Origin of the sequence: Actinomadura alba, assembly GCF_014323705.1 — a bacterium.
Classification (GTDB): domain Bacteria; phylum Actinomycetota; class Actinomycetes; order Streptosporangiales; family Streptosporangiaceae; genus Actinomadura_C; species Actinomadura_C alba.
The window spans coordinates 506,433-521,604 of record NZ_JABVEC010000001.1; the positions used below are offsets into that span (position 1 = coordinate 506,433).

Sequence of the window (15,172 nt, forward strand, 5' to 3'; positions counted from 1 at the left end):
AACGTCTCACCATACGAGACATAGTACGGGCTCAGCACCGCCGCCGGCGCCGACCGGCCGGATCCGTCGCGATCCGGCCCGTCATGCTCCGACGGCACCGGACAGGGGGATGCTCGCTCCGCCCTGACCGGCCGGCGGCGTGAGGTTCGTGCGCACGAGGGCCTGCGCCCGGCCCGGCGACATCGGGCGGGCCACGAGGAATCCCTGCCCGCGCGGGCACCCCATCTCGCGCAGCAACTCGAGCTGCTCGGGCCGCTCGATGCCCTCGGCCACGACGATGAGGCCCAGGTCGTGGCCCAGCCGTACGATCGTCCGGGTCAGCAGGGTGAGCGTCTCGTCCCGGCCCAGGCCGGCGACGAAGGACGGGTCGATCTTGATCATGTCGACCGGCAACTGCCCGAGATAGGCGAGCGAGGCGTAGCCGGTGCCGAAGTCGTCGATGGCGAGGCGCACGCCGAGCTCGCGCAGGGCCGAGAGCCGCTCGACGTTCTGGCCGGCGTCCTCGACCAGTACCTCCTCCTTCACCTCCAGGGTGAGTGCGTGCGGCGGCAGGCCGGTCTCCTCCAGCACCTCGGCGACCGTCTCGACGAAGCGGGGGGCCGCGACCTGCCGGGCGGCCAGGTTCACCGAGAGGCCGATGTCCCAGGACGACTCCCGCCATCGGGCGACCTCGGCGCATGCCTCGCGCAGTATCCAGTTGCCCAGCGGGATCATCAGACCGGATTCCTCGGCCGGGCCGATGAACTCCTCGGGCGGCACCGACACGCCGTCGCGCCACCAGCGCGCCAGGGCCTCGACACCGGTCACCCGCGAGGTCGCCAGCTCGACCACGGGCTGGAACTCCACTGCGAACTGCTCCTCGGCCAACGCCCGCTGAAGGTCGCTGCCGAGCTCCAGCCGGCGTACGACGTCGGCGTGCATGTGCGCCGCGAAGATCTCCACCCGGCCGCCGCCGCGCTCCTTGGCGCGGGCCATCGCGAGGTCGGCGTTCCGGATCAGCTCGGCCGGATCGGTGCCCATCCGCCGGCCCCGTGGCGCGCGGGCGGCCTCGTCCTCGGTCGTACCGCCGTCCTCGCCGTCGTCCTCGCCCGCGAAGGCGACGCCGATGCTGGCGGTCAGCACGATGCCCCGGGTGCCCACCCGGTACGGCTCCGCCGACAGCGCGCGCAGCAGCCGTTCGGCCAGCTCGACCACGGACCGCCCTTCACCGGCGTTCTCGACGATGACGGCGAACTCGTCACCGCCCCACCGGGCCACGGTGTCCTCCGCCTGGACGGCGGCGCGCAGCCGCCGGGCGGCCTGGGCCAGTACCTGGTCGCCGGCGGCGTGCCCGGCCGAATCGTTCACGGCGGTGAAGCCGTCGAGGTCGGCAAAGACCACGGCGACCCGGCCGCCGTCGCGCTGGTGCGAGAGCACCTCGCCGGCCCGCTCCTCGAAGTACGCGCGGTTCGGCAACCCGGTGAGGCCGTCATGGAAGGTCAAGTGCGTCACCTGGCGCCGGAGTGCCGCCTGCTCACTGAGGTCCCTGGTGGTGACGAGCAGCCGCCCGCCGCCCTCCTCCTTGGAGTGGGCGTACGGTGAGATCGTCGACTCCGTCGGCAGCCAGGTGCCGTCGGCGGCCCGCATCCGGCAGGCCACCCGGAGCGTGTCCTGCTTCGGGCCGTCCGCCGAGGTCGCCGTGACGTCCCGCTCGCCCTCGAGGAAAGTGGCGAAGACGCTCTCGACCTTCGGCAGGTCCTCCGGGTGGACGATCTCATGGATGAGCCGTCCCAGCAGCTCGTCGGGACTGTAGCTGAAGGTCCGCTGCGCACCGGCGCTCACGTACTCGACGGTGCCGTCGAGACCACAGATGAGCACCACGTCGTTGATGCTCTCGGCCAGCGCGCGAAAATGCTCCTCGCCGGTGTCGAACGACCGCCGCAGCCAATGGTTCTCCCGCAGGAGTTCGGCGAGCCTGACGAGCACCACGATCACGGCCGAGCCGATGACCGCCTCGACGACGGGATCGAGGTCCTGCGAGTCGGTCAGGGCCCGGATGGCCAGGAAGACGGCCGCGGCCCCCGCGGCCGTCGCCGCGACGGCGGCGATGCCCAGGCCGCTCATGCGGCCGCGGGTCTCCTCCGTGCCCTTCTGCGGCGTCGCGTCCGCCGCACCGGGATCGGTTCCCTCGGAGGCGGGCCGGCTCCGCAGCCGTTCGTCCGTCCAGGGCACCGCCGCGAGGAGGAGCAGCCCGAGCACGCGGACGGCCTCGCCCGGATAGCCGGGGGTCGCGCCGCCGCGCAGCCGGACCACGGTCGTCACGATGTCCGCGGCGGCCACCGCGAGCAGCGCGCCGTAGGCGACCGCCGACGACCAGCGGCTGCCTCGTACGGCACCGAGGGCGAAGGCCAGCGACGCGCACACCACCGCAACGTCGACCAGCGGGTACAGCAGCTCCAGGAAGAACTCCGGCGGTGACTCTCCGGATTCGTGGTAAAGCCTGCCGAAGAGCGCGACCCAGCCGATGATGAACACGGCGCACATGAGCAGGTAGGTGTCGGCTACGAACCGCAGCCAGTGCCGGGCCGAGCCGGGCAGCCGGACAATGGTCACGAAACCGGTGGCCAGCGCCACCACCGCGGCCAGGAAGAACAGGTCGGCGAGCGAGAGCGACACCACATCGTCGCTCAGCACGACCGCGGAGACCGCGTTGATCACACCGCCGACGCACCAGCACAAGGCCGCCACGCCGAACCAGCGCCATGAGTCCCTGCGGATCCGCGCGCTCTCACTGTCGGGCGAGGCGGCGGCCGACCGGCCGGCCGCGTGGAAGAGCGAGCCGGCGGCCGCGGCCGCCGTGAAAGCGGTTGCCCAGGACGCGATGGCCTCACCGGCCTCGCCGAAGAGCGAACTCAGCACGAAGATCAGACCAACGGCCGCGACGGCGCCGGCCGGCAGCGCTCGGCGCGGCAGCCGCCTCGAGTCGTCGGCGCTCATATCATGCTCGCTCTCTGCCCCGGGTCGAGAAACTCGGCGTCATGTCCCCCGTCGACCACGTGCGTGGCCGCTCCCGGTCCGCGGGTATGAAGCCCCGCTCCCTCATCCGGGTCGGGCAGGCGCCGGCCAATGGCGCGAGAACGGCTCAGCCGGTCGTTTGTACGCAACGTCGTTTCATTACGGGCCGTGAGCCGCGGCTGCGGTTCTCGGAGGTGGACAGTTCGGTTCCTGTGGCCTTGCAGGGGGTGCCCCTGCGTCACCCAGGACGCTTACGCGGGTAGCGTTCCGAATCAATCTACGTTCCCTAGGTCACGGAGCGATTGAGGCTCAGCGTCCACCCGGCGACAACTGACAACGATGCCCACTCCGGAGACAGGTAAGTAAAGCTGTTTTGTCAAGGCGACTGCACATTTGGCGGACTGCACAGTCAGTAGGTTCCTGTGATCACGTTCTGCAGGTGCTCACCGGACAGGTGCCGCCGGAGCTGCTCCCGCACCAGCCGGGCGATCCGCCGGGTCGACGCGGGTGTGGAGCCCGCGACATGAGGGGTGATGAACACCCCTGGGCAGTGCCAGAGCGGGTGCTCGGGGGGCAGCGGTTCCGGGTCGGTCACGTCCATCGCCGCCCGCAGCCGTCCCCGCGAGGTCTCGGCGACCAGCGCCGAGGTGTCCACCACGGTCCCCCGCGCTGCGTTGACGAGCAGGGCGCCGTCCTTCATCCGGGCCAGGAACCCGGCGTCGGCCAGCCCCTTGGTCTCCGCCGTGGCCGGGACCAGCAGCACCACCACGTCGGCGGCCGGCAGCAGATCGGGCAGATCCTCGAGCGCGTGCACGCCGGGCCTGGCCGAGCGCGCCACCCGTACGATCTCGACCTCGAAGGGCTCCAGCCGCCGTTCGAGGGCCGCCCCGATCGAGCCGTAGCCCACGATCAGGACCTTCGCGTCGGTCAGCGTCTCGGTCCGGCGGTAGGCCCAGTGCTCCTCCCGCTGCGCGAGCGTGAACTCGGGGAACTCCCGCCGGCTCGCGATGATCGCGCCGACCGCCCACTCGGCGGTGCCCGCGTCATGTGCGCCCCGCGCGTTGCACAAGGTGACACCGGCCGGGACATGCGGCCTGACGTGGTCCACCCCCGCCGTCTGCAGCTGCACCACCTGGAGTCTCGGCATGTGGTCCATGAGTTCCAGGCTCCGCGGGCGCGGCAGCAGCACCGGGACGTAGAACTCGACCCGGTCGGCCGGACCGGGCACGTCGTCTCCGCCGTCGTACAGCTCCACTCTCACACCGGGCAGATCCGCCACCGCCGTGGCGATCTCTTCCCTGGCCACCCATACCGTGCTCATCATCCACTCCGTTCGCGGCAGGAGGCACCGGAACGCGGCCCCGGGGTGGCCGCTCCCGGCGTCACGCCTCCCGATCGTAGGGCTGATCTCCACCAGCCCGGCCAGGTCCCTCGGAACTCGATCACGTTCGCATCCGTAGGTAACAGTGAGAGGGCGTGACGGCACACCAGGCAGGGCACAACGGGCACGGCACAGCAGCACGGCACAGCAGGGCAGGGCAGGGCCCGGCAAGGGCACATCGAGAACGCGAGCGCACAGGACGCGGCACAGCGGACGGGACACGGTGTACGGACACGGAGCGGGCATGACGGAACCGGACACGACGGGCGCCGGGCCGGGCGGGCGGCCGGCCATCTCCTCCGCCACGGACCCCGCCGACGGCGGCGGACGCGGCACGGGCGCGATCCGGTGGCGCCCGGTCACCGTGATCGCGATGGTCGCCGCACTGGCCCTGCCCGCGTGCACCTCGGAATCGACCGGCGGGGCCCGCACGCCCGAGCCCCTGCCGAGCAGCGCCGCGCAGCCGGGCGGCACCCGGATCGGGCAGCCGCGGGATCTCGTCACCGGTCTGAAGGTTCCGTGGGCGATCGCGTTCCTGCCCGGTGGCGACGCGCTGGTCACCGAACGCGACACCGCGCGCCTGCTGCGGGTCACCCCGGCCGGGCGGGTCACCGAGATCGGCACCGTCCCCGGAGTCGAGCCGGCCGGTGAGGGCGGTCTGCTCGGGGTCGCGGTGTCCCCGTCCTTCGACCGGGACCGGTACGTGTACCTCTACTTCACGGCCGCCTCCGACAACCGGGTCGTGCGCCTGCGCTACGACGAAGGCCTCGGTGTTCCCCGGCCGATCGTGACGGGCATCCCCAAGGGCGGCAACCACAACGGCGGGCGGCTGGCCTTCGGGCCCGACGGAATGCTGTACATCACCACGGGAGAGACCGGGGACGAACCCCTGGCGCAGGACCGCCGGTCGCTGGGCGGCAAGATCCTGCGGGTCCGGCCCGACGGGTCCCCGGCCCCGGGCAATCCGTTCGATTCCCGCGTCTACTCGTACGGGCACCGGAACGTCCAGGGAATCGCCTGGGACGAGCGGGGACGCCTGTACGCCACGGAGTTCGGGCAGAACCGCCTCGACGAGATCAACCGGATCGAGCAGGGCCGCAACTACGGCTGGCCCGAGGTCGAGGGAACCGGCGGTGGCGGCGATTACACCGACCCGCTCCTCACCTGGTCGACCGCGGAGGCCTCGCCGTCCGGGCTGGCCTATGCCGGAGGCTCACTCTGGGCGGCGGCACTGCGCGGCGAACGCCTCTGGCAGGTACCGCTCGGCCGCGACGGTACGGCGGGGCGGCCGACGGCGCACCTCACCGGAACGTACGGGCGGCTGCGGGCGGTCGAGCGCGCCCCCGACGGGTCGCTGTGGGTCTCTACCAGCGACCACGACGGCCGTGGCGACATCAACGAGGGAGACGACCGGATCATCGTCATCCCCCTGCGGTGACCACCGGCGCGCGGGCGCCGGCCGAGTTCGCACCGAACCCGCCGGCCTCCCGCCGAACGCCGCTCAGCCGCTCAGCCGCTCAGCCGCTCCAGGATCAGCTCGCGCGCGCGACCGGCGTCGGCCTGGCCGCGGGTGGCCTTCATGACGGCTCCGACCAGCGCTCCGGCCGCAGCTACCTTGCCGGCGCGCACCTTGTCGGCCGCGTCGGCGTTGTCGGCGATCACCTGGTCGATGATGCCGGCGAGCGCCCCGTCGTCACTGACGATCTTGAGCCCGCGGGCGGCGGCGACCTCGTCCGGCGTCCCCTCCCCGGCGAGCACGCCCTCGAACACCTGGCGGGCCAGCTTGTCGTTCAGGTCACCGGCGGTCACCATCGCCTGCACGCGGGCCACCTGTTCGGCGGTGATCGGCAGCGCCGCCAGCTCGACCGCCAGCGCGGTCGCCCGGCGTGACAGCTCGTTCATCCACCACTTGCGCGCCGCGGCCGGGTCGGCGCCCGCCGCGATCGTCTGCTCGATCAGGTCGAGGGCACCGGCGTTGACCACATCCTGGAGCTCCTTGTCGGTGAGCCCCCAGTCGGCCTTGACGCGGGCCCGCCGGGCGGCGGGCCGCTCGGGCAGCCCCGCGCGCAACTCCTCGATCCAGTCGCCGGCCGGGGCGACCGGTACCAGGTCGGGCTCGGGGAAGTACCGGTAGTCCTGGGCCTCTTCCTTGCTCCGGCCGCTCGTCGTCGAGCCGGTGTCCTCGTGGAAGTGCCGGGTCTCCTGGATGATCCGCCCGCCGCCGGCGAGGATCCCGGCCTGCCGCTCGATCTCGTGCAGCACGGACCGCTCCACCGAGCGGAGCGAGTTGACGTTCTTTGTCTCGGTGCGGGTCCCCCACTGCGAGGAGCCCCGCGGCATCAGCGAGACGTTGACGTCACAGCGCATGGAGCCCTCCTCCATGCGGACGTCCGAGACGCCGAGGGCGCGCATGAGCTCGCGCAGCTCGGTGGCGTAGGCCCGGGCCACGAGCGGCGCTTTGGCCCCGGTCGCCTCGATCGGCTTGGTGACGATCTCGACCAGCGGGATGCCGGCCCGGTTGTAGTCCACGAGCGAGTGGTCGGCACCGTGGATCCGGCCGGTGGAGCCGCCGACGTGCAGCGACTTGCCGGTGTCCTCCTCCATGTGCACCCGCTCGATGGCGATGCGGTGCACCTCGGGGCCGTCGTCGCCCTCGATCTCGACGTCGAGATGGCCCTCGACGCACAACGGCTCGTCGTACTGGGAGATCTGATAGTTCTTCGGCATGTCCGGATAGAAGTAGTTCTTCCGGGCGAACCGGCACCATTCCGCGATGGAACAGTTCAGCGCCAGGCCGATCTTGATGGTGCTCTCGATGGCCGCGCGGTTCACCACCGGCAGCGAGCCGGGCAGGCCGAGGCAGACCGGGCACACCTGGGTGTTCGGCTCGGCGCCGAAGGCGGTCGCGCAGCCGCAGAACATCTTGGAGCTCGTGCCCAGCTCGATGTGGGTCTCGATGCCCAGCACCGGCTCGTACCTCGCCAGCGCCTCGTCGTAGGGCATCAGCGTCTCGACGCTCACAGGTCTCCCAATCCCTTCTGTGCCCGGCCCGTTCCGCGCCCGGCTCGATTCCTCACAGCTCTGGAGCCTTGGCCAGCAGCGGACCGCCCCAGCGATCGGCGAGTGCCGACTCGACGGCCGCGCCGACGCGGTAGACGCGGTCGTCCGCCAGCACCGGAGCCATGATCTGCAGGCCGACCGGAAGCCCGTCCTCGTCGGCGAGCCCGCACGGCACCGAGATCGCCGCGTTGCCCGCCAGGTTCGACGGGATGGTGCACAGGTCGGCGAGGTACATCGCCACGGGGTCGTCGGCCCGCTCGCCGAGCTCGAACGCCGACGTCGGCGTCGTGGGCGACACCAGTACGTCGACCTGCTCGAACGCGGCGTCGAAGTCGCGCGCGATGAGAGTACGGACCTGCTGCGCCTTGCCGTAGTAGGCGTCGTAGTAGCCGGACGACAGAGCGTAAGTACCCAGCATCATCCGCCGCTTCACCTCGGCGCCGAAGCCCTCGGCCCGGGTGAGCGCCATGACCTCCTCGGCCGACCGGGTGCCGTCGTCGCCGACCCGCAGCCCGTAGCGCATCGCGTCGAACCGGGCCAGGTTGGACGAGCACTCCGAGGGCGCGATGAGGTAGTAGGCAGGCAGCGCGTAGGTGAAGTTGGGGCAGGAGACCTCGATCACCTTGGCGCCGAGCGACTCCAGCAGCTCGACCGCCTCGCGGAAGCGGGCGAGAACACCCGGCTGGTACCCCTCTCCGTCGAACTCGCGCACCACGCCCACGCGCAGCCCGGCGACGTCGCCGTTGCGGGCGGCCGCCACGATGGAGGGCACCGGCTCGTCGATCGAGGTCGAGTCCATCGGATCGTGTCCCGAGAACGCCTCCTGCAGCAGGGCGGCGTCCAGGACCGTACGGGCCAGCGGACCGGGCGTGTCGAGGGAGGACGCGAAGGCGATCAGGCCGTACCTCGACGAGCCGCCGTAGGTCGGCTTCATGCCGATCAGGCCGGTGACCGCGGCGGGCTGCCGGATCGAACCGCCGGTGTCGGTGCCGGTGGCCAGCGGCGCCTCGTAGGCCGCGACCGCGGCCGATGAGCCGCCGGACGAGCCGCCGGGGACCCGGGTCAGATCCCACGGGTTGCGGGACGGGCCGAACGCGCTGTTCTCCGTGGACGAGCCCATCGCGAACTCGTCCATGTTGGTCTTGCCGAGAATGACCATGCCCGCCGCGCGTAGCCGGGCGGTGACGGTCGCGTCATAGGGCGGCAGCCAGCCTTCGAGGATCTTGGAGGCGGCCGTGGTCGGCATGTCCTTGGTGGTGAAGACGTCCTTGTGCGCGATCGGGACGCCGGCCAGCGGGCCGAGCTCCTCCCCCGCGGCACGCCGGGCGTCAACGCCGCGCGCCTGCTCGAGGGTGGTGTCGGGATCGACGTGCAGGAACGCCTTGACCTGCCCGTCCACGGCCGCGATCCGGTCCAGATGCGCCTGCGCGACCTCGACGGCGGAGGTCTCACCAGAGGCGATGAGCTCGCCCAGCTCCGCGGCGGTCATCCGGGTCAGGCTCATGACTCCTCCTCGAGGATCCGTGGCACCCGGAACCGGTCCCCCTCGGCGGCGGGCGCGCCGGCCAGCGCCTGGTCGGCGGTCAGGCAGGGGCGCACCTCGTCGGGCCGGAAGACGTTGGTCAGCGGCAGCGCGTGCGAGGTGGCCGGGATGTCCTCGGCCGCCACCTCCTGCACCCGCGCGACCGCGGAGATGATCACATCGAGCTGGGCGGCGAAATGGTCGAGCTCGTCATCGCCGAGCGCCAGCCGGGACAGCCGGGCGAGGTGAGCGACCTCGTCACGGGTGATGGGCATAGTCGGAAGCCGTTTCAGAGATCAATGGGTTCGACCCCATCCTATGGGGCGCGCGCTGCTGGAGCCCACCTGATTGACCTGGCCGCGCGCGCGACCTGGGACGTGGGGGTCAGGCGGCGGGTTCGGGTGCGCGTTCCATGCGACGCCGCAGCCAGTCGGTGGCCTCCGCGGCGCCCATCGGACGGCCGAAATGCCATCCCTGGGCGGCGTCGCAGCCCATCTCGCGCAGCAACTGAGCCGTCTTGGCGTCCTCGACCCCCTCGGCCACCGACCGCAGGCCGAGCGTCCGTACCAGGTCGATGATGGATCGAACGATCACCGTGTCGTCGCAGGACTCGGCCAGCCGCTGCACGAACGAAGAGTCGATCTTGATTTCCTCGACCGGCATCCGCTTCAACCGGACCAGGGAGGAGTAGCCGGTGCCGAAGTCGTCCAGGCTGAGCGGAATCCCCAGCTCGGCCAATGCTCCCACCGTCTCGCCGGCGTAGGCCGGCTCGTTCATGAGGATCCGCTCGGTGATCTCCAGCTGTAGCGTCGCCGCGGGCAGGTCGTATTCGACCAGGCCGGCCGCGATCGTCTCGGTCAGCGTCGAGTCGAGCAGATCACGGCCGGAGATGTTGATCGAGACCTGCACCGCCAGCCCCTCACGCCACCAGGCCGCGGCCTGGGCCAGCACCCGGTCGACCACATAGTGCGTGATCGACCTCATGAGGTAAGTCTGCTCGGCGATGTGCAGGAACTGGCCCGGACCGACGAGTCCCTGCTCCGGATGGTGCCAGCGCAACAGCGCCTCCATCCCGACCAGTTGCCCGTCGATCAACCCGATCTTGGGCTGGAAGTGCAGTTCCAGCTCGTCACGGTCGATCGCCCGGCGCAGATCGCCGAGCATCCCGAGCCTGGCCGGGGAGTTGCGGTCCTTGGCGGGCGAGTAGATCTCGACACCGCACCGGCTCTCCTTGGCGACGTACATGGCCACGTCCGCCCGCTGCAGCAGCAGTTCGAAGTCGGGTGCGTGATCGGGGTGCAGCGCGATGCCCATGCTTCCCTCGATGTCGAACGACATGCCGTCCAGGCGCACGGGCTCGCTCAGCGCCGCCCGCAGCCGCACCGCGACCTCCCTCGCCGCCTGGGCGTCGCGCACGGATGGCAGGAGCACCGCGAACTCGTCCCCGCCCAGCCGCGCGACGAGATCGCCCGGCCGTACGCTGTGGGTGAGCCGGTGCGCCACCATTTGCAGCAGCCGGTCGCCGGTGTGGTGCCCGAGCGTGTCGTTGACCTCCTTGAACCGGTCGAGGTCCAGCAGGAACAGCCCGACCCGCTCCCCCGACCCGGAGCCTCCGCCGCGCCCGGCCTCGTGCCGCGCCTCGGCCAGGGCCTGTTCGGTACGCGTGATCAGCAGCTTGCGGTTGGGCAGCCCGGTCAGGCCGTCGTGCAGCGCCTGGTGCTCGCGCCGTACCGAGCCCGAGGCGTTGAGATAGACGGCGATGAAGGGCAGCACGATCAGCGGGACGAGCGCCGCCGACCTGTCCATGGCCACCACCACCAGCGGCGCCAGCCCGAGCAGCGCGAGGTTGACGAGCACCTGGTAGCCGAAGTCACGGCGCATCGCCTTGATCAGCGAGACGCGTTCGTGCAGCGCGACGGCACCGCTGACGAGCGTGTCGTTGCTGAGGAAGTACACGGCGGCGGCGACGGCGATGGCGAACAGATCGGTGCCCTCGGGCACCCAGGGGCGGATCGGCGTGGGATGGATGTCGAAGGCGGCGAGCACCAGGGTGGCGGCGCTGATGCTGAGGGAGTACTGGGCGACGTTGAACGCGGTGCGGTGCGGCGCCCAGCGCCGGAACACGCCGTAGGCCACCGCCGCCACGGCCTGCAGCATCACGGCGACCGGCAGCCCCGCGTAGAGCAGTGCGGCGAACACGAAGGTGGTCGAGGTGGTCGCGCCGCTCGTCTCGGTCGAACCCGTCTCAGTGGAGCCGGGGGTGATGATGGGCCTGAGCTCGCCGAACAGGATGAAGCAGGCCAGGACCCAGAACACCGGGTTGGTGAGGAGCGCTTCACAGTGCTCGGCGACCAACCCGCTGAGCGCCGCGGCGAACGCCACGGCGCCGAGGCCGATGACGCAGACGAGATAGATCCACAAGGGGGAGCCCCGCCGGGGCAGGGTGTCCCGTGTGTTGTTCGGGTCCTTCATCACTTCCCTCGGGGAAGGTCCGGAGATCGCCCTCGCGTTCGCACAGTCGAAGACCGCACCGGAGGTCCGCTTTCAGGTGATGAGGGGAGACTACGACCTTCGGGCAACTTCGCGAAACCGATTGGGTACGTTCCGTTACGTCCTGTTTGATGCCGCTAGTGATCTCTGTGTAACTAAGTTCTACCTCACGGTAACTTGTTGCTGGTCGAAGGCACAACCACGACAGCGGGTCATTCGTCCACGCGAAGCGTTACGACCTTGGCCGCATCCGGCCCATTCTCCAGCAGCACTTGGAACCCCTCCTCATTGAGGATAGGGACACCTAGTTTGAGGGCTTTGTCGTATTTTGATCCTGGATTGTCTCCTATGACGACAAAGCCGGTTTTCTTTGACACGGAACCCGTCACCTTGCCACCGAGATCCTGCACGGCCTCGGTGGCGGAGTCGCGGCTGTAGCGCTCCAGCGAACCGGTCACGACCACGGTCACGCCCTCGAGTGGACGCGGGCCCACCGCGCCCTCGTCCTCCATGCGCACGCCGGCGTCCCGCCACTTCTGGACGATCTCGCGGTGCCAGTCGACCGCGAACCAGTCCTTGAGCGACGCCGCGATGGTCGGCCCCACACCGTCGACAGCCGCCAGTTGCTCCTCGGTGGCGCTCTCGATCGCGTCCATCGAACGGAACTCACGGGCCAGGTCCTGCGCGGCGCGCGGCCCCACGTGCCGGATGGACAGGGCGACCAGCACCCGCCACAGGGGCTGCCGCTTGGCCTTCTCGAGCTCTTCGAACAGCTTCTCCACCGTTTTCTTCGGCTCGCCGGCCTTGTTGGCGAAGAACGTGACGGCCTTGGGCTCGCCGGTGCTGTCATCGATCTTGGGCAGGCCCGTGCGCTGCTCACGCACGATGCTCTTGATCGGCAGCAGCCGGTCGACGGTCAGATGGAACAGATCCCCCTCGTTCCGCACGGGTGGCTCGTCCGGCTCCAGCGGCTGGGTCAGCGCGGTCGCCGCCACATAGCCCAGTGCCTCGATGTCGAGGGCGTTGCGGCTGGCCACGAAGTAGAGCCGCTCGCGGAGCTGTGCCGGGCACAGCCGGGCGTTGGGACACCGGATGTCGACATCGCCCTCCTTCTGGTAGGCCAGCTCGGTGCCGCACTCGGGGCAGTGCGTCGGCATCTCGAACTCGCGCTCGGTGCCGTCGCGCAGCCCGGTGACCGGCGCGACGATCTCGGGGATGACGTCGCCCGCCTTGCGCAGCACCACGGTGTCGCCGATCAGCACGCCCTTGCGCTTGACCTCGCTGGCGTTGTGCAGCGTCGCGTAGGCCACGGTGGAACCGGCGACCTTGATCGGCTCCATCACCCCGTACGGCGTGATGCGCCCGGTGCGGCCCACCCCGACCTTGATGTCGAGCAGCCGCGTGTTGACCTCCTGGGGCGGGTACTTGAAGGCGATCGCCCAGCGCGGCGCCCTGCTGGTGGAGCCGAGCCTGCGCTGCACCGCCCGCTGGTCGATCTTGACGACCACCCCGTCGATCTCGTACTCGGGGTCATGCCGGTGCTCGCCGTAGAACCTGATGTAGTCGCCCACCTCGGACAGGCCAGGCACCACCCGGTAGCGGTCGCTCACCGGCAGGCCGTACGCGCGCATCAGCTCGTAGGCCTCGGCCTGGCTCTGCGGCTGCTCGCCGCCCTCCCAGGCGCCGAAGCCATGCACGATCATGCTGAGCGGCCGCTGCGCGGTGATCCGCGGATCCTTCTGCCGCAGCGAGCCCGCGGCGGCGTTGCGCGGGTTGGCGAACGGCTCCCGGCCGCCCTCGACCAGCGCGGCGTTGAGCTCCTCGAAGCTCTTGACCGGCAGGTACACCTCTCCCCGCACCTCGAGCAGCTCGGGGACCTCGTCGCCGGTGAGCTGGGTCGGGATGGCCGCGATCGTGCGGATGTTGTTGGTGACGTCCTCACCGCTGCGACCGTCGCCGCGGGTCGCGCCGCGCACCAGCCGGCCGTTCTGGTAGAGCAGCGCGACGGCGAGCCCATCGATCTTGAGCTCGCACAGGTATCCGCTGCCCGGCCCGGCCTCCCTCTCGACGCGCTCGCCCCACGCGGACAGCTCGTCGGAGTTCATCGCGTTGTCGAGGCTCAGCATGCGCTCGACGTGCTCGACGGTCGTGAAGTCGGTGGTGATAGGCGCGCCGACCTTCTGCGTCGGCGAGTCGGGGCCGACCAGCTCCGGGTGGCTCTCCTCGAGCTCGCGCAGCTCGCGCATGAGCCCGTCGTACTCGGCGTCGCTCAGCGTCGGGTCGTCGAGAACGTAGTAGCGGTAGTTGGCGTCGTCGATGTCCTGGCACAGCTCCGCGTGCCGTGCCGCCTGTCCGGACGCATCCTGACTCAAGCTCATGGCCCTAGTCTCCACCGTGCCACGGACAATCTTCCGGCCGCTTCGGCCTCCTCCCCACCGTGATCCTGCGCCCGTTCTCCCTCGTCAGGGGCCAGAGCCGGGGACGCGAGCGGCCGGGTCGACGGGTCGGAATCCCGGCGGCGTCGGCGATTCGTCGCCTCGTGGGGCGAACCGGCCGGCCGGCGACGTCCTCCCCGGGTCCCTGGGCGAGCGGCGGTACGTGCACATGGCGGGACGGGTGTCGGGATCAGCCCTCGGGCTTGTCCCGCAGCACCTGCGCGGCCTCGCGGCAGTGCGCCAGGGCCGTCCGGGCGTAGGCGGGCGAGGCCCCGGCGAGGCCGCAGTAGGGGGTGACCACGACCTGTTCGGCCAGCCGGCCGGGCGGGAAGCCCAGCCGCCGCCACAACTCCACGGCGGGTCGTGCGGACCGGTCGGCCGGCGGCGGCTGCGTGCCGGTCGCCGGGACGAGGCCGAGCAGGAGGCCGACCCCCGCGTCGATGACCTCGCCGATCGCGTCGTCGTCGCGGGCGGGGACCAGCCTGGCGTCCACCGAGATCGCCTTGGCCCCGGCCCCGCGCAGCAGGCCGTACGGCACGCCGGACGCGCAGCAGTGGACCATCGGGTAGGCGTCGGCGGCGCGCAGTACCCGCCCGAGGCCCTCTTCGGCCACTGACGCCTCCACAGCACGGAGCCGGGCGAAACCGCTCGCCGTGGGGACCGTCCCGGCCAGCGCCGCGGGCAGGCCGGGCTCGTCGACCTGCAGCAGGATCTCGGCGCCCGGCAGCCTGCGGCGCACGTCGGCGACGTGCTCACGGACGCCTTCGGCCAGCGAGTCGACCAGATCGCGGGTCGCGCCCGGGTCCTTGAGAGTGCGGTCGCCGTGCTTGAGCTCGATCGTCGCCGCGAGGGTCCACGGCCCGGCGACCTGGATCTTGAACGGCCCCTCGTAGCCGGCCGCCCGCTCCTCGAGAACGTCGAGATCGCGGGCGAGGTGGTCACGCGCCCGTCGCAGGTCCCGGCCCGGCCGGTCGGCGAACCGCCAGCCCGAGGGCTGCAGCGCCACCGGCAGTTCCACCAGCAGACCCGCCGTGCGGCCGGTCAGGTCCGCCCCGGGGCCGCGGGCGGGCAGTTCCGGCAGGTACGGAAGGGCGGGCAGCTCGCCGAGCACAACGCGCAGCGTCTCGGCGGGATCGGCGCCCGGATGGGAGCCGACCCCCGTCGCGCTCGCCGCCGGCCATGGGTACGTCATGGGTTCTGGCACATGCCGAAGCCTAACGAGGGCCTATCCTCACGGGCATGCCCCCGCACCCCCGCCGGACCCCGTGGCCGCTTCTGTCACGGGGGTCG

General features: G+C 71.1%; 9 protein-coding genes. 1 reads left to right on the forward strand and 8 read right to left on the reverse strand.

Going from position 1 to position 15,172, the window contains the following annotated elements; translation table 11 throughout:
• Nucleotides 1–81: 81 nt before the first annotated feature.
• Together HKK74_RS02670 and HKK74_RS02675 are read right to left on the reverse strand one after the other, a co-directional pair.
• Entirely contained in the window at nt 82–2,976 is a 2,895-nt protein-coding gene (locus HKK74_RS02670) for a putative bifunctional diguanylate cyclase/phosphodiesterase (protein ID WP_187241324.1), read from the reverse strand.
• Nucleotides 2,977–3,403: 427 nt separating this feature from the next.
• The gene (locus HKK74_RS02675) at nt 3,404–4,315 is read right to left on the reverse strand and encodes a 2-hydroxyacid dehydrogenase (protein WP_187241325.1); all 912 of its coding nucleotides are present in this window, start codon (nt 4,313–4,315) and stop codon (nt 3,404–3,406) included.
• Nucleotides 4,316–4,748: 433 nt separating this feature from the next.
• Between HKK74_RS02675 and HKK74_RS02680 the strand changes: the two genes are divergently transcribed.
• Nucleotides 4,749–5,813, forward strand: coding sequence for a PQQ-dependent sugar dehydrogenase (locus HKK74_RS02680; protein WP_187241432.1), 1,065 nt, complete (start codon nt 4,749–4,751; stop codon nt 5,811–5,813).
• A 71-nt stretch (nt 5,814–5,884) separates the two neighbouring features.
• Here HKK74_RS02680 and gatB read toward each other — a convergent pair whose 3' ends face one another.
• From gatB to HKK74_RS02710, 6 genes are all read right to left on the reverse strand, one after another.
• Nucleotides 5,885–7,378, reverse strand: a complete 1,494-nt coding sequence (gene gatB, locus HKK74_RS02685) for an Asp-tRNA(Asn)/Glu-tRNA(Gln) amidotransferase subunit GatB (protein WP_187241433.1) — start codon at nt 7,376–7,378, stop codon at nt 5,885–5,887.
• A gap of 70 nt (nt 7,379–7,448) precedes the next feature.
• Complete coding sequence (gene gatA / locus HKK74_RS02690; RefSeq protein ID WP_187241326.1) at nt 7,449–8,939, reverse strand: Asp-tRNA(Asn)/Glu-tRNA(Gln) amidotransferase subunit GatA; 1,491 nt, start codon at nt 8,937–8,939, stop codon at nt 7,449–7,451.
• Nucleotides 8,936–9,232 carry an Asp-tRNA(Asn)/Glu-tRNA(Gln) amidotransferase subunit GatC gene (gene gatC, locus HKK74_RS02695; RefSeq protein WP_187241327.1) on the reverse strand — a complete coding sequence of 99 codons (297 nt, stop codon included), beginning with the start codon at nt 9,230–9,232 and terminating at the stop codon, nt 8,936–8,938. The genes gatA and gatC overlap by 4 nt, the downstream gene beginning before the upstream one ends.
• A gap of 109 nt (nt 9,233–9,341) precedes the next feature.
• On the reverse strand, nt 9,342–11,429 hold the full coding sequence (locus HKK74_RS02700) for a putative bifunctional diguanylate cyclase/phosphodiesterase (RefSeq protein ID WP_187241328.1): 2,088 nt from the start codon (nt 11,427–11,429) through the stop codon (nt 9,342–9,344).
• A 230-nt stretch (nt 11,430–11,659) separates the two neighbouring features.
• The gene (gene ligA / locus HKK74_RS02705; RefSeq protein WP_187241329.1) at nt 11,660–13,825 is read right to left on the reverse strand and encodes an NAD-dependent DNA ligase LigA; all 2,166 of its coding nucleotides are present in this window, start codon (nt 13,823–13,825) and stop codon (nt 11,660–11,662) included.
• A 247-nt stretch (nt 13,826–14,072) separates the two neighbouring features.
• Nucleotides 14,073–15,074: a methionine synthase gene (locus HKK74_RS02710; RefSeq protein WP_187241330.1), complete on the reverse strand. Its 1,002-nt coding sequence runs from the start codon at nt 15,072–15,074 to the stop codon at nt 14,073–14,075.
• Nucleotides 15,075–15,172: the final 98 nt, after the last annotated feature.